Origin of the sequence: Achromobacter sp. JUb104, from assembly GCF_024806975.1 — a bacterium.
Taxonomy (GTDB): Bacteria; Pseudomonadota; Gammaproteobacteria; order Burkholderiales; family Burkholderiaceae_B; genus Achromobacter; species Achromobacter spanius.
The window spans coordinates 1,864,348-1,881,653 of record NZ_JANUEY010000002.1; the positions used below are offsets into that span (position 1 = coordinate 1,864,348).

The following is a 17,306-nucleotide window of genomic DNA, read 5'->3' on the forward strand; positions in this document are numbered from 1 at the left end:
AGCAAAAAAGAAAGAGGGGTTGAATGGGCTGGCGCATGCAGGTCCGTGACCTACGGCTGCCAGTCTACAAAATTGCGATACAGGCGCAAACCGTGTTCGGCGCTCTTCTCGGGGTGGAACTGCACCGCGAAAATGTTAGCCGCCGCCACCGCGCAGGTAAAGGCGACTCCGTAATCGGTTTCACCAACTGTCAGGCTGGAATCATCCGGATCGGCGTAGTAACTATGGACGAAATAGAAGTGCGTGTCGTCCGGAATACCGGCCCAGATGGGATGAGAGCGCGTCTGGCGGACTTTGTTCCATCCCATGTGCGGCACTTTGAGCCGTTCGGGGCGGGTGTCGGCCAGACCCGCGTCGCCGGTGTCGGCCAGGCAGGCTTCGTCATCGGCGGGGATCAGGTCGGCAAAGCGCGGGCCCGAAAAACGGCGCACCACGCCGGGGAACAGGCCCAGGCACGACGTGCCGCCTTCTTCGCTGGAGTCAAACAGCATCTGTTCGCCCACGCACACGCCCAGCAAGGGCTTGTTGCGAGCAGCGCGCACGACGGCTTCGCGCAGGCCGGATTCATTCAGGGTGCGCATGCAGTCCGCCATGGCGCCCTGCCCGGGAAACACCACGCGGTCGGCCGCGTCAATGTCTTGGGGCTGGTTGCAGATGCGGATGTCCGCGTCGGGCGCGGCGAACTTCAGGGCGCGGGCGACGGAGTGGAAATTGCCCATTCCGTAGTCAACGATGGCGATAGTGGTCACTTCTTTTGCCTGCTGCGTTGGGGTTGGCGAACGTTACAGCACGCCCTTGGTGGAGGGCACGACGTCGCCCATGCGCGGATCGACTTCCATGGCCATGCGCAGGGCGCGGCCACAGGCCTTGAACACGGTTTCAGCCTGATGGTGGGCGTTGAAGCCGCGCAGGTTGTCGATATGCAGGGTGATGAGGGCGTGGTTGACCAGGCCCTGGAAGAACTCGCGCGTCAGGTCTACATCAAAATTGCCGATGTGGGCGCGCGTGAACGGGATGTGATATTCCAGGCCCGGGCGGCCCGAGAAGTCGACCACGACGCGCGACAGCGCTTCGTCCAGCGGCACGTAGGCGTGGCCGTAGCGGCGCAGGCCGGCCTTGGTGCCGACGGCCTTGGCAATCGCCATGCCCAGCGTGATGCCCACGTCTTCCACGGTGTGGTGCGCGTCGATGTGCAGGTCGCCCTCGGCCTTGATGTCCAGGTCGATCAGGCCGTGGCGCGCGATCTGGTCCAGCATGTGGTCCAGGAACGGCACGCCCGTGTCGATCGTCTGCTTGCCGGTGCCGTCGATATTGATGGCCACGCGGATGCGGGTTTCGTTGGTGTTGCGGGTGATCTCTGCGGTACGCATGTTAAGCACTCAAAATCTCTTGCAGGGCAGCCAGCAAGGCGGCGTTCTCGGCCGGGGCGCCCACCGAGATGCGCAGGCAGTTTGCCAGGAGCGGATGGGCGTTGGAAAAGTTGCGAATCAATATTTTGCGCGTTTTCAGCGCAAGATGCACGGCGTTGCCATCCAGCTTGCCGGAAAAGCGGGCAAGCACAAAGTTGCCGGCGGAAGGGAATACCCTGACGCCGGGCAAGGCGGCCAGCGCGTCGGCCAGCGGGCCGCGGTCGGCGCGCAGGCGCGCGGCCTGTTCGTCCAGTACGGGCTTGTGGCGCAGCACCGCCATCAACGTGGCCTGCGTCAGCACGTCCAGGTTGTAGGGCGGGCGCAGCTTGTTCAGTTCGGCGATCCAGTCGGGATGGCCGGCCAGGTAACCGAAACGCAGGCCGGCCAGGCCGATCTTGGACACCGTGCGCATGACGACCACGTTGGGGGCGTCCAGCACTTGCGGCATCCAGGTACGGTCGGCGAAGGGCTGATAGGCCTCGTCCAGCACCACCAGCCCGGGGGCGGCGGCGATGATGGCCTGCACGTCTTCGTCGGACCAGAGGCCGCCGGTGGGGTTGTTGGGCACGGCCAGGAACACCACCTTGGGCTGATGTTCGCGGATGGCGGCCAGCATTGCCGGCAGATCCAGGGTCAGATCCTCGGTCAGCGGCACGCCGACAAAGCGGGCGTGGTCAAAGCGCGCCGCCATGTCGAAGTAAACGAACGACGGCCACGGCGACAGCACCACGTCGCTCGGGTTGCAACAGGCCTGGACGATGATGTGGATGAGTTCGTCCGAGCCGTTGCCAAACAGCACGTCGGCCGCGTCGGGCACGCCGAACCCGGCCTTCACCGCCTGCTGCAAGGCGGACAGATCGGCAGCGGGATAGCGGTTCAGCGGCGTGTCGCGCACGGCGCGGGCGATGTCGTCGCGCACCTCGTCGGGCAGTTCATACGGGCATTCCATCGCGTCCAGCTTGATGCAGCCATCCGCGTGGGCGACCGGGTACGCGGCCAGTGCGAGGACGTCCGCGCGCAAGGTGCCTTGGATGCGGCCAGCGACGCTTGCCGCCGGGGCCGCGCTCATGGCTTGTCGATCCGGTACTGGGCGCTGGCGGCGTGCGCTTGCAGGCCTTCGCCCAGCGCCAGTTCGGCGGCGATGCGGCCCAGCGTTTGCGCGCCTTGATGCGACACCTGGATCAGGCTGGAACGCTTCTGGAAGTCGTACACGCCCAGCGGCGACGAAAAGCGCGCGGTGCGCGACGTGGGCAGCACGTGGTTGGGGCCGGCGCAGTAGTCGCCCAGCGCTTCCGAGCTGAAACGGCCCATGAAGATGGCGCCGGCATGGCGGATCTTGGCGGTCCAGATCTCAGGCTGCTCGGTGGAAATTTCCAAGTGCTCGGGCGCGATGTCGTTGGCGATCTGGCAGGCTTCTTCCAGGCTTTGCACCTGGATCAGCGCACCGCGATTGGCCAGGCTGACGCGCAGAATGTCGGCGCGCGGCATCGTCGGCAAGAGGCGCGCGATGGCGGCTTCGACTTCTTCGATGAAGGCCGCATCCGGACAGAGCAGGATGGATTGCGCCAATTCGTCGTGCTCGGCTTGCGAGAACAGATCCATGGCGATCCAGTCGGCCGGCGTCTTGCCGTCGCAGATGACCAGGATTTCGCTGGGGCCGGCAATCATGTCGATGCCGACCACGCCGAACACGCGGCGCTTGGCGGCGGCCACATAGGCGTTGCCCGGGCCGACGATCTTGTCCACGGCGGGCACGGTGGCGGTGCCGTAGGCCAGCGCGCCCACGGCTTGCGCGCCACCGATGGCGAACACGCGGTCCACGCCGCCGATGGCGGCTGCCGCCAGCACGATGGGGTTGCGCACGCCGTCGGGCGTGGGCGTCACCATGACCAGTTCCTGCACGCCCGCGACCTTGGCGGGAATGGCATTCATCAGCACCGACGACGGGTAGGCGGCCTTGCCGCCCGGCACATACAGGCCCACGCGGTCCAGCGGCGTCACCTGTTGGCCCAGCATCGTGCCGTCGGCTTCGGTGTAGGTCCAGGTATGGGCAAGCTGGCGCTCGTGGTAGCTGCGCACGCGGTCGGCGGCGGCTTCCAGCGCGTTGCGCTGCGCGGTGGGCAAGGTGGCCAGCGCGGCGTGCCAGTCGGCTTTCGGAATTTCAAGCGTGTCGGCCGAGGCGGCCGGCATGCGGTCAAAGCGCTGCGTGTATTCCACCAGCGCGGCGTCGCCACGCGCGCGCACGTCAGCCAGGATGCCGGCGGCGGCGCGGTCGATGGACTCGTCCTCGGTGGCCTCGAAAGCCAGCAGCTTGGACAGGGCGGATTTGAATCCGGGATCGCGGGAGTCGAGACGATTGATCAGGGCCATGGCGTCATGGAGCAAAGCGGAAAGCGGCCGCCGCGAGGTCGCGGCGGGCGGGGGTCAGGCGTTGCGGGAGGCGGCTCTTTCGAAGGCGTCCAGCAAGGGTTGCAGGCGGGCGCCGCGGGTCTTCAGCGCGGCCTGGTTGACGATCAGGCGCGACGAAATCGGCATGACGTCTTCCACCGCGACCAGGTCGTTGGCGCGTAGCGTGCCGCCGGTGGACACCAGGTCCACGATGCAGTCGGCCAAGCCAACCAGCGGCGCCAATTCCATCGAACCATACAGCTTGATGATGTCCACGTACACACCCTTGGCCGCGAAGTGTTCACGGGCTGAGTGCACGTATTTGGTGGCCACGCGCAGGCGCGCGCCCTGGTGCACGGCGCCTTCGTAGTCAAAGCCATTGCGCACGGCCACGGCCAGGCGGCACTTGGCGATGTTCAGGTCGATGGGTTGGTACAGGCCGCCGGGCTGCTCCTTGGCGTGCTCGATCAGCACGTCTTTGCCCGCGATGCCCAGGTCCGCCGCGCCGTACTGCACGTAGGTGGGCACGTCGGAGGCGCGCACGATGATCAGGCGCAGGCCGGGGTCGCTGGTCGGCAGGATCAGCTTGCGCGAGCTTTCCGGGCTTTCCGTGACTTCGATGCCGGCTTCGGCCAGCAACGGCATGGTTTCTTCAAAAATCCGACCCTTGGACAGCGCCAGGGTCAGGGGCTTCATCGTGGTGGCATTGTTCATTGCCGGGCAGCCTCAAAATGAACGGACCCACTCGGGGGGCAGCAAGCCGAAGGCGCAGCGTGGGGGCTACTACATTTCATGCCTGTTCCTTGCCGGTCACGCGTTGGATGTTCGCGCCCAGGGCGCGCAGTTTGACTTCCATCTGGTCGTAGCCACGATCCAGGTGGTAGATGCGGTCGACCAGCGTGTCGCCATCGGCGGCCAGGCCGGCAATGACCAGGCTGGCGGACGCGCGCAAATCGGTGGCCATGACGGTGGCGCCCGACAGGCGCTTCACGCCACGCACCACGGCGGTGTGGCCGTCGATGTCGATGTCGGCGCCCATGCGGCGCAGTTCCTGCACGTGCATGTAGCGGTTTTCGAAGATCGTTTCGACGATGACGGACGTGCCTTCGGCCACGGCGTTCAGCGCCATGAGCTGGGCCTGCATGTCGGTGGCGAAGCCGGGGTATTCATGCGTGCGAAAACCCACGGCCTTGGGGCGGGTGGACATCGCGCCCCGGATCCAGTCGGGGCCGGTTTCGATGGTCAGGCCGGCGTCGGCCAGCTTGTCCAGCGTGGCGCCCAGGATGGCGGGGTCGGTGTTGGTCAGGCGGATGTCGCCACCCGCCGCGCCCACGGCACACAGGAAGGTGCCGGCTTCGATGCGGTCGGAGATGACGCGGTGCTCGGCGCCATGCAGGCGCTCAACGCCGTCGATCACGATGCGGCCGGTGCCGTGGCCCTGAATGCGGGCGCCCATCTTGATAAGCAGTTCGGCCAGGTCCACCACTTCCGGTTCGCAAGCCGCGTTTTCCAGCACGGTCTGGCCCTCGGCCAGCACGGCGGCCATCAGCAGGTTCTCGGTGCCGGTGACGGTGACCATGTCGGTGCGTACGGACGCGCCCTTCAAGCGCTTGGCGCGCGCCACGACGAAGCCGTGCTCAATGCTGATCTCCGCGCCCAGCGCGGCCAGGCCCTTGATGTGCTGGTCCACTGGCCGCTGGCCGATGGTGCAACCGCCCGGCAGGCTGACGCGGGCTTCGCCGAAGCGGGCCAGCAGCGGGCCCAGCACCAGGATCGACGCGCGCATCGTCTTGACCAGCTCGTACGGCGCCTCCAGCTTGTCGACGCGGTCGGCTTGCAACGTCACCACGCCGTCGGTGCCGCGCGTGGCTTGCATGCCCATGCGCGCCAGCAGGCGCAGCATCGTGGCCGTGTCATTCAGGTGCGGCACGTTGGTCAGCGTCAGCGCGTCGGCGGTCAAGAGGCCGGCGCAAAGGATCGGCAGGGCCGAATTCTTGGCGCCGGAAATCGAGATCTCGCCGTGCAGGGGCGTACCGCCGGTGATGCGCAGCTTATCCATTACTTGCCTGCTTGCTGGTATTCGTCAGGGGTCAGTGTGCGCATCGACAGGGCGTGGATCTCGGCCTTCATGCGGTCGCCCAGGGCGGCGTAGACCATTTGATGACGCTGGATCAGGCGCTTGCCTTCGAAGGCCGCGCTGACGATGACGGCGTCGAAATGCGAGCCGTCGCCTTGCACGTCAAGATGTTCACAGGACAGGCCGTCCGCAATGTATTGGCGGACTTGCGCGGGAGTGGGAAGCATGGACGTCAGTTCCTGAGTTTGTAGCCGCTGGCCAGAAGCCGCAGCGCGTAAAGCGAGAGCGCCAGGAATACCCCCGTCACCACCGCCAGGCTGCGCCAGGGCGAGACGTCCGACACCGAGAAGAATCCGTAGCGGAAACCGTCGATGGCGTAGAAGATGGGGTTCCAGTGGGACACGGCCTGCCAGAACGGCGGCAGGGTGTGGATGGAATAGAACACGCCGGACAGGAACGTCGCGGGCATGATCAAAAAGTTCTGGAAGGCAGCCAGCTGGTCGAATTTTTCAGACCACAGGCCCGCAACCACGCCCAGCACCGCCATGATGCCGCAGGACAGCACCGCGAACACCAGCAGCCACAGCGGGTTGGCCGGCACCAGCGACACAAAGCACAGCGCCACGAACCAGACGAACACGCCCACCGTCAGGCCGCGCACGATGGCCGCCAGCACGAAGGCGCCGAAGATGTCGCGGTGCGACAGCGGCGGCAGCAGCATGAACACCAGGTTGCCCGTGATGCGGCTTTGGATCAGAGACGAGGACGGGTTGGCGAAGGCGTTCTGCAGCATGCTCATCATCATGAGCCCGGGGATCAGGAACGCGGTGTAGGGCACGGTGCCATACACCATCAGGCGCCCTTCCAGCACGTGCGCAAAAACCAGCAGATACAGCAGCGCCGTGATGACGGGCGCGGCGATGGTCTGGAAACCCACCTTCCAGAAGCGCAGCAATTCCTTGCGCAGCAGGGTGGGAAAGCCGGAACCCGCATCCAGGCGGGGCTGCACCAGCGGCTGGCTGGCGGTCGCGTTGGACTGCGTCATGACGAGATCTCTTCAGGTTGCAGGGCGGGCGCGGCGGGTTCGTCGCCTTGGTGCATGATGCGCACGAAAGCGTCTTCCAGGTCGACGCCGCCCACGCGCGCCATCAGCGCCTGCGTGGTGTCCAGCGCGACGATGCGGCCGCGCTTGAGCATGGCGATGCGGCCGCACAGGGCTTCCGCTTCTTCCAGGTAATGCGTGGTCAGCATGATGGTGTGGCCGGCCTTGTTCAGGCGCGAAATGAATTCCCACAGGGTGCGGCGCAGGTCGACGTCAACGCCCGCCGTGGGCTCGTCCAGCACGATGACCGGCGGACGGTGCACCAGCGCCTGCGCCACCAGCACGCGACGCTTCATGCCGCCGGACAGCGCGCGCATGTTGTTGTCGGCCTTGTCGGCCAGGCCCAGGTTGAACAGGATTTCGTCGATCCAGTCGTCGTTGTTGCGCAGGCCGAAGTAGCCGGACTGGATGCGCAGCGTTTCGCGCACGGTGAAGAACGGGTCGTAGACCAGTTCTTGGGGCACGACGCCCAGCGAACGCCGCGCCGCCTTGTAGTCGGTGACGACGTCATAGCCACAGACGCTGGCCCGGCCGGAAGTGGCGTGCGCCAAGCCGGCAAGAATCGAAATCAGTGTGGTCTTGCCCGCGCCATTGGGCCCCAGCAGGCCGAAGAATTCGCCGTGTTCGATGTTCAGGCTGACATCGTCCAGCGCCTGGAAGCCGGGGGCGGGCTTGCGCCCAAGCAGCTTTTGCCAGCCGCGCTGGCGCGGCGAGTAGATCTTGGAGACGTTTTCGAGACTGACGGCTGACATGACGGCGGGTGGTGCCCGGAAAAGAGCGAATTGATCATTATATAAGCGCGCCGTGACGGCAAGCGCCTATGGCCCCGGCAAGCGTGGGGAATGCGTAGGTTATGCGTCCCCGAAATAATCGGCCCGGCGGGCCACTGAGGGCGCGCCGGGCCGAAAGCAGCCGGAACCTTGTGCTTACTGGTTGCGCTTGTTCAGCGCCTGGATCAGGCCGTCGATGCCGCTCTGGTTGATCTGCTGCGCAAACTGGTTGCGGTAGTTTTCAATCAGCCAGATGCCTTCGACGTTCATGTCGTAGATTTTCCAGCCTTGCGGGGTCTTTTCCAGGCGGTAGTCCACGCCGGTGGGCTGGCCGTTTGACTGGCTGATCAGGGTGCGCACGACCACGTCGTCGGCCTTGGGATCGCCACGGAACGGCAGTGCCTTGACCGAGGTGTCGGGCGTGACGCGCGTCAGCGCGCCGCTGTACGTGCGCACCAGCGTGCCACGGAACGCATCGGCCAGTTCGGTCTTCTGCTGCTCGGAAGCCTGGCGCCAGAAGCGGCCGGCGGCCAGGCGCGTGGTCTTCTGGAAGTTGACGTACGGCAGGATGTGCTGGTTGACCACTTCGTTGATGCGCGCGGTGTTGCCGGCTTTGACGGCACCGTCGGCCTTCAGCACGTCCAGGGCCTCATTGGCCGTGGCGATGACGAATTGGTCGGGCGGACCATTGGGATCGGGTTTGGCCTGGGCAGCGCCGGCCGCGGCCAGGCCGACAAGGCCCGCGAAGGCCAGGCGTTGCAACAGGGAAACAAAAGCAAATCGCATCAAAACTCCTTACTGTACCGATGAACGCAAGGCCACAGCTTACTTGGTTGCGGGCGCCGGCGCCGGGGCGGCCTTGCCGGCGGCAGGGGCATCGTCCTCGTCGTCTTCGTAGTTGGGCAACGAGCTTTCGTCGTCAACGCGGTGGCCCAGCACCATGGCGTTGCGGCGTTGCAGATAGGCGTCGCGGATGAAGCTGTACGGGTCCAGGGCAACGCGGTCGACGGTGTCGGTGGCGTCCAGCAGGCTGGCGCGCGTGTCGACCAGACGCAGACCCCACAACGAGTTGCGCAGGCGCACGTTGTCGATGGAGTCGATGCCCATGTAGCCATAGGTGGTGCCGGCGAAATCGCCGACCAGGCCCGCGCCGTCTCGCACGGTGGACGAACCAAAGATGGGCAGCACCAGGTACGGACCCTGGCCAAAGCCCCACACGCCCAGCGTGGTGCCGAAGTCGTTCGGGATCTTGCGGGCGCCATTGGCCGAGGCCACGTCAAAGCAGCCGCCCACGCCCATGGTGGTGTTGAACAGGAAGCGGCCCAGCGTGTTCACGAAGTCGTGGCCACGACCTTGCAGGAAGCTGTTCGTGCCCGACCAGAGGTCGGTCATGTTGCTGAAGATGTTGTGCACGCAACTGCGCACAGGCTGCGGCGTGACGAAGGTATAGGCCTGGGCCACCGGCTTGAATACCGCGCGGTCGACCGTGTCATTGAACTTGTAAACGCCCCGATTGAAGCCTTCCCACGGATCGCGCGGGTCCGGGTTCTGCGGCGCGGCGCAGCCGGCCATCAGGGCACCCGCCGCCGCGATGGTGGCAATTCGGGAAAGTGCGTTCTTGTTCATGATCAGGAGATCCCTATCAACGATGCTTATGTTACGGCGATGTCGAGGCGCGGCCCGTTACGGCCCGTTGCGCATCGTCTTTAATTTGGCGCTTTCGCGGCAGGTTCAGGCGAAGTGGTGCCTTCTTTTTCGGCGGACCCGTACAGGAACTGGCTGATCAACTGCTCCAGCACAACCGCGCTCTGTGTATAGCGGATTTTTCCGCCGTCGGTAAAGTTCTCTTCCTCGCTACCCGCCGTCAAGCCCAGGTACTGCTCGCCCAGCAAGCCGGACGTGAGGATCGATGCTGACGAGTCTTTGGGAAACTGATAGGCCTTTTCCAGGTTCACCGACACGACCGCCTGGAAGGTCTTGTCGTCGAAGGTGATGCTGGACACGCGGCCCACCACAACGCCCGCGCTCTTGACGGCCGCGCGCGGCTTGAGGCCGCCTACGTTATCGAAATTGGCTGAAAGCGTATAGGTGGGGGCGAAGGAAAAGGTGCTGAGGTTGCCGGCCCGCAACGCCAGGAACACCAGCGCGACCGCGCCCAGCAATACGAACAGGCCTACCCAGAAGTCGGTTTTTTCGCGTGACATGATCAATCCGTTTCAATTTCCAAACATCAAGGCGGTGAGCAGGAAGTCCAGCCCAAGTACCGCCAGGGAACCCACGACCACGGTGCGCGTGGTGGCGCGCGCAACGCCTTCCGGGGTGGGCTTGGCCTGCCAGCCTTCATACAGCGCGACCAGCGTGACCGTGATGCCGAACACCACGCTCTTGATGACGCCGTTGGCCACGTCTTTCCAGACGTCGACGCCGCTTTGCATTTGCGACCAGAAAGCGCCCGCGTCCACGCCGATCATCACGACGCCGACGACCCAGCCGCCCAGGATGCCCACCATGGAAAACACCGCCGCCAAGATAGGCATGGCGATGATGCCGCCCCACAGGCGCGGCACCAGCACGCGGCGGATGGGGTCGACGGCCATGACTTCCATGGCGGCCAGTTGTTCGCCCGCCTTCATCAGGCCGATCTCGGCGGTGAGCGACGTGCCCGCCCGCCCGGCGAACAGCAGCGCCGTGACGACAGGCCCCAGTTCGCGCACCAGGGACAGCGCCACCAGCAAGCCCAGCGCTTCTTCAGAGCCGTAGCGGTTCAGCGTGTAATAGCCTTGCAGCCCCAGCACAAAGCCCACGAACATGCCCGACACGGCGATGATCAGCAGCGAATAGTTGCCGATGAAATGGACTTGCTGCGACACCAGGCGGGGGCGCGAGAACACGATGCCGCTGCGCGCCAGCATGCCGCCGAAAAAGCGGGTGAAAAAGCCGATGCCGGAGACCTGCTTGCGCACCCAGCCGCCCACCGCGTCGACCGCGTTGTTGGAACCGCTCATGCTTTGCGCCCTTTCTGTTGGGACAGCCACTTTTGGAAAGCGGGCGTCTCGGGGTACTGGAACGCGACCGGGCCGTCGGGTTCGCCTTTCAGGAATTGCTGGACATAGGGGTCTTGCGACGCCGACAGCGTTTCAGGCGTGCCGGCCGCGGCCAGCTTGCCCTGGCCGACCAGGTACACGTGGTCGGCGATGGAAAAGGATTCTTGAACGTCGTGGGTGATCAGCACCGAGGCGCAGCCCAGCCGGTCGGCCAGGTGGCGGATCAGTCGGGCGGTAATGCCCAGCGATATCGGGTCCAGCCCGGCAAAGGGCTCGTCGTACAGGATGAGTTCAGGTTCCAGCACCACGGCGCGCGCCAAGGCCACGCGCCGCGCCATGCCGCCGGAGACTTCGGCAACCTTCAGATGCGCGGCGGCGCGCAGGCCGACGGCGTCGAGTTTGTCCAGCGCCCGCTCGGTAACGTCGGCCTCGGACAGGCGGGTGTGTTCGCGCAGCGGGAAAGCGACGTTTTCGAACACGTTCAGATCGGTGAACAGGGCGCCTTGCTGGAACAGCACGCCCATGCGCTTGCGCAGGGCCTGCAATTCGTCGGGGTTGGCGCGGCTGATGTCCTGGCCGAACGCATGCACCTGGCCTTGCCGGGCGATGAGCTGGCCGGTGGCCGCGCGCAACAGCGTGGTCTTGCCCGAGCCCGAGCCGCCCATGATGGCGACCACTTCGCCCGCGCGCACGTCCATGGAGATGTCGCGCAAGACGGTGAAATCACCATAGCCTAGCGCCACACCGTCCAGGCGCAGGGCGAATTCCGGGGTGCTGCTTGATTGAGCGGGCATGGGCAACGAAAGGGTGTTTCGGTGGCGGAGCTTGCCCTGTCGGCTTGTCGATACGCAGGGCCGATAGCCGAGGCTGCGCGGGGCGAGACAAGCGGTGGCGGGAAGCGCCCGGTTACTCAGGTGCGGGGGCCAAGACAGGCGATGGCTCCCAGCGGCGAGGCGCCATTGTAGCTCGACGCTTTGTAATCACAATGTAAGGGGCCGCCCATGGAACAGTGTTTTCGGCATGGGGGACAATCCGGCCCGAATGCCGCACGGGCGCCCGCGGCCAGGGCGGCGGGCCGGGGGCACCGCCCTGGCTGGCGGTCGCCTCGCGGTAAGCGGGAATTGGTGTCGCGTCAGTGGCGCGCTTGCGCGGCGGCAAGTTCCTGCGCCAGGCGGCGGACGAGGTCAGCCGTGGACTCGCGCCGGGCCAGCGGCGCGGCCTGCCCCGCCCACAGGGACAGAACATTGATGTTGCCCGCCTTGCCGCCTTCGGTGCGCATCGGGCGGGTCAGGGCGTTCTGAAGGGGATACGGCAGGATGTCGGCAGCGATGGCGTCCGCGTCCTGCATGAAGGCGTTGGCGATGCCGCGCGCGGGGCGGCCGGAAAACGCCCGGGTCAGGCGCGATTGTTCCGAGCGCGATGCCGGCAGCACGGCCTTGTAGGCGTCGCTGATGCCGGATTCATCGGTCGTCAGAAAGGCTGTCCCCATTTGTGCGGCCTGGGCGCCCAGCGCCAGCGAGGCGGCGATGCCACGGCCATCCATGATGCCGCCGGACGCAATCACCGGCAGCGAAACCGCGTCCGCCATCTGGGGCACCAGCGCCATGGTGCCGATCAGCGATTGCTCGAAGCCGTCCAGGAACGTGCCGCGATGCCCGCCCGCTTCCGCGCCCTGGGCCACCACGGCGTCCACCCCGTCCTGCTCCAGCGTGACCGCTTCGCGCACCGTGGTGGCGGTGCCCACCGTCAGGATGCCCAACTCGCGGCAGCGCGCCAGGACATCGGGGGCGATGCGGCCGAACGTGAAGCTGAAGACGGCGGGGCGCAGGCGCAGGATGGCGTCAATCTGGCCGGGCAGCGGATCCGCCTGCGGGCCCGGCATGGTCGGGGCCGGCAGGCCCAACTGGGCGTGGTAGCGGGCCATCAAGGCCAGCATCCGGTCGGCATCGCCCTGCATGGGCTGGTCCGGCACGGTGGCGAACAGGTTGATCGCGAACGGCCGGTCCGTTCGGGCGCGGATGCCGTCCACCGCGGCTTCAATCTGCGCCGGGCTCATGTAAGCCGCCCCAAGCGATCCCAGGACCCCCGCCTTGGATGCCTCGGACACCAGCTCCACCGTCGTGGCGCCGCCAGCCATGGGCGCCTGGATGATGGGATGGTCCAGCTTCAGCAGGTCAAGCAGACGGGGGGACATGGGATGACTCCTTTGGGTTATTGAAGCTGGATGTTTCCAGCCTTGATGACGTGGGCCCACTTCTCGGTTTCGCTCTTGATGAAAGCCGCGAATTCCTCGGGCGTGCCGCCGCCGGCCTGGCTGCCCGTGTCGGCAATGGCCTTTTGCACGTCCGGCTCTTTCAGGATGCGATTGAACTCGGCGTTCAGCTTGGCGATGATCGGCGCGGGAGTGCCGGCCGGGGCGACGATGCCTTGCCAGTTGTAGGACTCGAAGCCGGTCAGGCCCGATTCGGCCATCGTCGGCACATTGGGCAACACGGCCAAGCGCTTGGCGGACGTGACGGCAATGGGGTGGATCTTGGCGCCCTGGATGGCCGGCAGCGCGGAATAGCCCATTTCGAACATCATCGAGATATGGCCGCCCATCAAATCGGTGGCGGCCAGGCTGCCGCCCTTGTAGGGCACGTGCACGATGTCGATCTTGGCTTGTTCCCGGAACATTTCGCCCGACAGGTGATGCGCGCCGCCCACGCCGGACGAACCGAACGACAGCTTGCCGGGTTGCTTCTTGGCCAGCGCGATCAGGTCGTCCAGCGTCTTGACCGGCAGCTCGTTGTTCACGCTCAGCACCAGCGGGCTGTTCTCGATCAGGATGATCGGCGCCAGGTCCTTTTGCGGGTTGTAGGGCATGTCCTTCATCAGCGTCGGGTTGACGGCCATCGGCGCCAGGTTGCCCGTGCCGATGGTGTAGCCGTCAGGCGCGGCCTTGGCGATCAGGCTGGTGCCGACCACGCCGCCCGCGCCCGCCTTGTTTTCAACCACGATGGGTTGCCCCAGCGATTCGCCCAGCTTGCGTGCCAGCAGGCGCACGCGCGTGTCGGCAAAGCCGCCCGGTGCGTAGGGCACGATCATGGTGATGGGCTTGGCGGGCCAGTCGCCAGTTTGGGCGTGGGCGGCGCCGCTGAAGGCGGCAACGGCCGACAGCGCGGCAATCAGGGGGCGCAGTGCTTTCATGCTGGGTGACTCCTCGTTCTTTTCTCTAATGTGTACAGCCCTGGGGGCCGATCGCATTATGCCCAGCGCCTTCGCCTTCTGTCGTGATTTTTCCCAACCGCCATGCCGACAGCGCCAGCAGTGCCGCGCCGCCACCCAGCACCTGCGCCAGGCCCGCGCCCCAGTGGGCGGCCCACGATGCCAAGAGCGGCCCCAGGATCTGGCCGGCCGCGAAGGCGGCGGTCATGAGGGCGGCGGCACGCGGGGCGGCAGCGCCCGCCATGCGCCGGGCCGTCAATATGCCGGCCTGGGTAATCACCATGAAGGTGCCGCCCACCAGCAGCGCGGCCACGATCACGGCGGCAATGTGCTGCCACAGCGCCACCGCCAGCATGCCGGCGGCCATGAGGGCCTGCGCGGCCTGCCAGACGCGCTTTTCGTCGCGACGGCGCGCCAGGCGGGGCACCAGCAGGCAAGACACTGCCGCTGCCAGGCCGAACAGCGGCCAGGCCCAGCCGAAGATCGCGGGGTTGGGGATAACCTGCTTGGCCATGGCGGGCAGGAATGTTGCGGGGATGATGTAGCCCACGCCGAAGACGCCGTAGTGCAGCGCCAGGCGGGGGATGACGCGGGGCAAGCGGGCGGTCGGTGCGGGGGGCGGTGTGTTTGGGGCGGTAGCGGTGTTTGAGGTGTTTGCAGCGATTGCGGCGTTTGGGGAGTTCGCAGCGCTTGGCGCGGCCGGCGCGGTCGGCGCCGCCGCTGGCGCCGGCCGGTTCAGGCCCGGCCAAGCCATGGCGGACAGCGCTAATGTCAGCGCGCCCAGTATCAGCCAAGTGCCGTCGGCCCCCACCTTCCAGGCCATCAAACCCAGGCAAGCCAGCCCCGTCAGCGCGATACCGGCGCCTACCCCGGCGTAGGTCAGCGCCGCCGTGGCGGGTTCGCGCGGGTCTCCTTGGGGTACGACGCGGCTGGAGGCCACGCAGATGAAGGCGCTGGCGCTGGCGTAACCGGCGGCCAGCCGCAGCGCGCACCAGACCGCCACGTTATGCGTAAGCGGCATGGCCAGGGTCAAAAGCGCCACGGCCAGCAGGCTGATGGCAAGCTGCGCGCGGGCGTGGCGCACCGGCCAGGCCACGGCGGCCAGCGCGCCTAATAGGTAGCCGGCGTAGTTGGCCGATGCCATCCAGCTTCCCTGGGCCAAAGACAACCCGCCTTCCTGCGCCATCAGCGGCCACACCGGCGTAAAGGCGAATCGGCCGATGCCCATGGCGGCGGCCAGCGCCAGCGCCGCCGGCCAAGCCAGGCTGGCCGCGCTGCGGGAATCGAAACTGGAAGGGTAAGCAGGCGTTGACATGCGCCCACTCTACGGCTGTACTTATATCTTGAATAGTGAATTATTAAGAACACAGGTTCTTGAAATGAGAAACTTGGATCTCGACGCCTTGCAGATTTTCAAAGCGGTGGCCGACCAGGGCGGCGTGGCGCGCGCCGCCGCGCACCTGAACCGGGTGCAGTCCAACGTGTCGACGCGCCTGAAGCAGTTGGAGGCCTCGCTGAACGCCCCGCTTTTCAGACGCCAGAATCGTCGGCTGGTGCTGTCAGACCAGGGGCGCGTGCTGCTGTCATACGCTGATCGCCTTTTGCGCCTGTCCGACGAAGCCCAGGCCGCCGTGCGCGATGGCGCGCCGCAAGGCGTGCTGCGCATCGGCACCATGGAAAGCACGGCGGCCGCGCGCTTGCCGCCGATTCTGGCGGCCTATCACGCGGCCTGGCCGCAAGTGGGCATTGAACTTGTCACCGGCACGTCGGGCGCGCTGGCGGCCAAGGTGCGCAACTACGAGATCGAAGCCGCCTTTGTGGCCCAGCCGTTTCCCGACGAGGGCCTGGCGGCCATGGATGCCTTCGATGAAGACCTGGCGTTGATCTCGCCGCTGGCCTGGGGCGACATCGATGGCGCCCGCGACGTGGGCGGCCGCACGGTGATCGCGTTTGCGGCGGGGTGCTCGTATCGGCGCATCCTGGAATCCTGGCTGAACCACGAAGGCGTGGCGCCCGCGCGCGTGATGGAGTTTGCGTCGTATCACGCCATCGTGGCGTGCGTGGCCGCGGGCTCAGGCGTGGCCATCGTGCCGCGTTCGGTGTTGGCGGTGTTGGGGGCGGAGCATTCCGTGCGCGTCAGCGCGCTGCGCGGCCCGTATGGGCAGGCGCGCACGCAGTTGGTCTGGCGCGCGGATGACGACACGCCTGCGTTGCAGGCGCTGCGTCGGCAGTTGCAGCCTGAAGGCAATTGATCTGGATGTGGGTTGCGCGGCATGTCGCGCGCAACCGGTCCTGCCATTGATCAGAAGCGGTAGCCCACGCCCAGCGTCGCCACCCACGGGTCGATGCGCGCGGTGCCGATGTGCTGGCCGTCCAGCTTCACCTTCGACTTGATGTCGATGTAGCGGATGTCCGCGTTCATGAACCAGCGTTCATTGATCTTGAAGTCCGCGCCCAGTTGCGCGGCCACGCCCCAGGAATCTCCCAACTTCAAGTCCGATCCCTTCAGCGCGCCTTCGGCCTGGGTGTCGAAGAAGTGCGTGTAGTTGATGCCGACGCCGATGTAGGGCTGGATCATGCTGTCCGGCAAGATATGCCATTGCAGGCTCAGCGTAGGGGGCAATTGCTTGCTGGACCCGATCTTGCCCAGGCCGCTGCCGCTGACGTCATGCTGGAATGGCCAGGCGCCCAGCAGTTCGATGCCAATGTTGCGCGTCACCATGTAGCCCAGCGTGAAGCTGGGGCGCACGTTGTTGTTGACGTCCAGCTTGACGCTGCCATCCAGTACGGTGCCGTTGTTGGACGAGGGGCGAACCTGCGTGACGCCCACCCGGAACAGCACGTCGCCCGCTTCATGCGCGTGCGCCGGGGCGGCAAGCCCGCCGGCGGCGATCAGTCCGGCGATGGCGGTGGCGCGGATACGCCCGTTCAGCGAAAACATTTTTCTTCTCCGATCTTTCCATGAGGGTGAGGCCACAGGTTCTCAGACCTGGCGCCCGTCCCGATTGACGTGTATCAACCCGTGAAAAGATGCGGACCACGCCGTGGCGGCGCGGCAACAGAAGCTTTGCGACGCACCGTAGGATGGGTGTAGCGCGAGAGATTCAAAAAAAAAACGCCAACGTAGATCGCGCGAAACCCATCAAGCAACGCCGAGTTCTTCTGAAGAGCAGCCACATAGCAACCACTGAATGATGGGTTGCGCGCGTTAAACGGCAGCGTTCTTCTATCGTTTCACCCGCGCTTCACCCATCCTACGTTCAGCGCCTGGGCGCTGCCCAGATTGACGCGTGAAAAGATGCGGGCCGT

At 66.0% G+C, this 17,306-nt stretch carries 19 protein-coding genes; 1 reads left to right on the forward strand and 18 read right to left on the reverse strand.

Going from position 1 to position 17,306, the window contains the following annotated elements:
- Positions 1-50: 50 nt before the first annotated feature.
- The 17 genes from hisH to M2361_RS20475 form a co-directional block, all read right to left on the reverse strand.
- Positions 51-749: an imidazole glycerol phosphate synthase subunit HisH gene (hisH, locus tag M2361_RS20395; RefSeq protein ID WP_100853532.1), complete on the reverse strand. Its 699-nt coding sequence runs from the start codon at positions 747-749 to the stop codon at positions 51-53.
- 33 nt (positions 750-782) lie between these two features.
- Positions 783-1,370 carry an imidazoleglycerol-phosphate dehydratase HisB gene (gene hisB, locus M2361_RS20400; RefSeq protein ID WP_006216836.1) on the reverse strand — a complete coding sequence of 196 codons (588 nt, stop codon included), beginning with the start codon at positions 1,368-1,370 and terminating at the stop codon, positions 783-785.
- A gap of 1 nt (position 1,371) precedes the next feature.
- Positions 1,372-2,478, reverse strand: coding sequence for a histidinol-phosphate transaminase (gene hisC / locus M2361_RS20405; RefSeq protein WP_259251459.1), 1,107 nt, complete (start codon positions 2,476-2,478; stop codon positions 1,372-1,374).
- Positions 2,475-3,779 (reverse strand): histidinol dehydrogenase, encoded by a 1,305-nt coding sequence (gene hisD, locus M2361_RS20410; RefSeq protein ID WP_259251460.1) that lies wholly within the window; start codon positions 3,777-3,779, stop codon positions 2,475-2,477. Before hisD ends, hisC begins: the two co-directional genes overlap by 4 nt.
- A gap of 54 nt (positions 3,780-3,833) precedes the next feature.
- The gene (gene hisG, locus M2361_RS20415) at positions 3,834-4,511 is read right to left on the reverse strand and encodes an ATP phosphoribosyltransferase (RefSeq protein ID WP_100853529.1); all 678 of its coding nucleotides are present in this window, start codon (positions 4,509-4,511) and stop codon (positions 3,834-3,836) included.
- Between the two features lie 76 nt (positions 4,512-4,587).
- The gene (gene murA / locus M2361_RS20420) at positions 4,588-5,856 is read right to left on the reverse strand and encodes a UDP-N-acetylglucosamine 1-carboxyvinyltransferase (RefSeq protein ID WP_259251461.1); all 1,269 of its coding nucleotides are present in this window, start codon (positions 5,854-5,856) and stop codon (positions 4,588-4,590) included.
- Positions 5,856-6,101, reverse strand: coding sequence for a BolA family protein (locus M2361_RS20425; protein WP_046805270.1), 246 nt, complete (start codon positions 6,099-6,101; stop codon positions 5,856-5,858). The genes murA and M2361_RS20425 overlap by 1 nt, the downstream gene beginning before the upstream one ends.
- A 5-nt stretch (positions 6,102-6,106) precedes the next feature.
- On the reverse strand, positions 6,107-6,919 hold the full coding sequence (locus M2361_RS20430; RefSeq protein ID WP_100853527.1) for an ABC transporter permease: 813 nt from the start codon (positions 6,917-6,919) through the stop codon (positions 6,107-6,109).
- Positions 6,916-7,728 carry an ABC transporter ATP-binding protein gene (locus tag M2361_RS20435; RefSeq protein WP_259251462.1) on the reverse strand — a complete coding sequence of 271 codons (813 nt, stop codon included), beginning with the start codon at positions 7,726-7,728 and terminating at the stop codon, positions 6,916-6,918. The genes M2361_RS20430 and M2361_RS20435 overlap by 4 nt, the downstream gene beginning before the upstream one ends.
- A 174-nt stretch (positions 7,729-7,902) precedes the next feature.
- Complete coding sequence (locus M2361_RS20440; protein ID WP_259251463.1) at positions 7,903-8,532, reverse strand: phospholipid-binding protein MlaC; 630 nt, start codon at positions 8,530-8,532, stop codon at positions 7,903-7,905.
- A gap of 39 nt (positions 8,533-8,571) precedes the next feature.
- Positions 8,572-9,372 carry a VacJ family lipoprotein gene (locus M2361_RS20445; protein WP_259251464.1) on the reverse strand — a complete coding sequence of 267 codons (801 nt, stop codon included), beginning with the start codon at positions 9,370-9,372 and terminating at the stop codon, positions 8,572-8,574.
- An 80-nt stretch (positions 9,373-9,452) separates the two neighbouring features.
- Positions 9,453-9,950 (reverse strand): outer membrane lipid asymmetry maintenance protein MlaD, encoded by a 498-nt coding sequence (gene mlaD, locus M2361_RS20450; RefSeq protein WP_100857516.1) that lies wholly within the window; start codon positions 9,948-9,950, stop codon positions 9,453-9,455.
- 12 nt (positions 9,951-9,962) lie between these two features.
- Positions 9,963-10,751 (reverse strand): lipid asymmetry maintenance ABC transporter permease subunit MlaE, encoded by a 789-nt coding sequence (mlaE, locus tag M2361_RS20455; protein WP_100853523.1) that lies wholly within the window; start codon positions 10,749-10,751, stop codon positions 9,963-9,965.
- A complete protein-coding gene (locus tag M2361_RS20460; RefSeq protein ID WP_259251465.1) occupies positions 10,748-11,584 on the reverse strand; it encodes an ABC transporter ATP-binding protein in 837 nt (278 codons plus the stop codon). The genes mlaE and M2361_RS20460 overlap by 4 nt, the downstream gene beginning before the upstream one ends.
- A gap of 338 nt (positions 11,585-11,922) precedes the next feature.
- Positions 11,923-12,984, reverse strand: a complete 1,062-nt coding sequence (locus M2361_RS20465; RefSeq protein WP_259251466.1) for a nitronate monooxygenase family protein — start codon at positions 12,982-12,984, stop codon at positions 11,923-11,925.
- Positions 12,985-13,001: 17 nt separating this feature from the next.
- On the reverse strand, positions 13,002-13,979 hold the full coding sequence (locus tag M2361_RS20470) for a tripartite tricarboxylate transporter substrate binding protein (protein WP_259251467.1): 978 nt from the start codon (positions 13,977-13,979) through the stop codon (positions 13,002-13,004).
- A 25-nt stretch (positions 13,980-14,004) separates the two neighbouring features.
- Complete coding sequence (locus M2361_RS20475) at positions 14,005-15,312, reverse strand: YbfB/YjiJ family MFS transporter (protein ID WP_259251468.1); 1,308 nt, start codon at positions 15,310-15,312, stop codon at positions 14,005-14,007.
- 64 nt (positions 15,313-15,376) lie between these two features.
- Here M2361_RS20475 and M2361_RS20480 point away from each other — a divergent pair, with 64 nt between their 5' ends.
- Complete coding sequence (locus M2361_RS20480; protein WP_259251469.1) at positions 15,377-16,249, forward strand: LysR family transcriptional regulator; 873 nt, start codon at positions 15,377-15,379, stop codon at positions 16,247-16,249.
- A gap of 50 nt (positions 16,250-16,299) precedes the next feature.
- On the opposite strand, the gene M2361_RS20485 is transcribed toward M2361_RS20480, so the two are convergent.
- Positions 16,300-16,938, reverse strand: a complete 639-nt coding sequence (locus tag M2361_RS20485; RefSeq protein ID WP_259251470.1) for an OmpW family protein — start codon at positions 16,936-16,938, stop codon at positions 16,300-16,302.
- Positions 16,939-17,306: the final 368 nt, after the last annotated feature.

What these genes read in the sequence shown, in the direction of transcription:
- M2361_RS20465 (WP_259251466.1), bottom strand. Translation starts at nt 12,984, where the DNA reads ATGTCCCCCCGTCTGCTTGACCTGCTGAAGCTGGACCATCCCATCATC.
- M2361_RS20480 (WP_259251469.1), top strand. Translation starts at nt 15,377, where the DNA reads ATGAGAAACTTGGATCTCGACGCCTTGCAGATTTTCAAAGCGGTGGCC.
- M2361_RS20470 (WP_259251467.1), bottom strand. Translation starts at nt 13,979, where the DNA reads ATGAAAGCACTGCGCCCCCTGATTGCCGCGCTGTCGGCCGTTGCCGCC.
- mlaE (WP_100853523.1), bottom strand. Translation starts at nt 10,751, where the DNA reads ATGAGCGGTTCCAACAACGCGGTCGACGCGGTGGGCGGCTGGGTGCGC.
- hisD (WP_259251460.1), bottom strand. Translation starts at nt 3,779, where the DNA reads ATGGCCCTGATCAATCGTCTCGACTCCCGCGATCCCGGATTCAAATCC.
- hisB (WP_006216836.1), bottom strand. Translation starts at nt 1,370, where the DNA reads ATGCGTACCGCAGAGATCACCCGCAACACCAACGAAACCCGCATCCGC.
- M2361_RS20475 (WP_259251468.1), bottom strand. Translation starts at nt 15,312, where the DNA reads ATGTCAACGCCTGCTTACCCTTCCAGTTTCGATTCCCGCAGCGCGGCC.
- hisG (WP_100853529.1), bottom strand. Translation starts at nt 4,511, where the DNA reads ATGAACAATGCCACCACGATGAAGCCCCTGACCCTGGCGCTGTCCAAG.
- M2361_RS20460 (WP_259251465.1), bottom strand. Translation starts at nt 11,584, where the DNA reads ATGCCCGCTCAATCAAGCAGCACCCCGGAATTCGCCCTGCGCCTGGAC.
- M2361_RS20440 (WP_259251463.1), bottom strand. Translation starts at nt 8,532, where the DNA reads ATGCGATTTGCTTTTGTTTCCCTGTTGCAACGCCTGGCCTTCGCGGGC.
- M2361_RS20425 (WP_046805270.1), bottom strand. Translation starts at nt 6,101, where the DNA reads ATGCTTCCCACTCCCGCGCAAGTCCGCCAATACATTGCGGACGGCCTG.
- M2361_RS20430 (WP_100853527.1), bottom strand. Translation starts at nt 6,919, where the DNA reads ATGACGCAGTCCAACGCGACCGCCAGCCAGCCGCTGGTGCAGCCCCGC.
- M2361_RS20485 (WP_259251470.1), bottom strand. Translation starts at nt 16,938, where the DNA reads ATGTTTTCGCTGAACGGGCGTATCCGCGCCACCGCCATCGCCGGACTG.
- mlaD (WP_100857516.1), bottom strand. Translation starts at nt 9,950, where the DNA reads ATGTCACGCGAAAAAACCGACTTCTGGGTAGGCCTGTTCGTATTGCTG.
- M2361_RS20435 (WP_259251462.1), bottom strand. Translation starts at nt 7,728, where the DNA reads ATGTCAGCCGTCAGTCTCGAAAACGTCTCCAAGATCTACTCGCCGCGC.
- M2361_RS20445 (WP_259251464.1), bottom strand. Translation starts at nt 9,372, where the DNA reads ATGAACAAGAACGCACTTTCCCGAATTGCCACCATCGCGGCGGCGGGT.
- hisC (WP_259251459.1), bottom strand. Translation starts at nt 2,478, where the DNA reads ATGAGCGCGGCCCCGGCGGCAAGCGTCGCTGGCCGCATCCAAGGCACC.
- murA (WP_259251461.1), bottom strand. Translation starts at nt 5,856, where the DNA reads ATGGATAAGCTGCGCATCACCGGCGGTACGCCCCTGCACGGCGAGATC.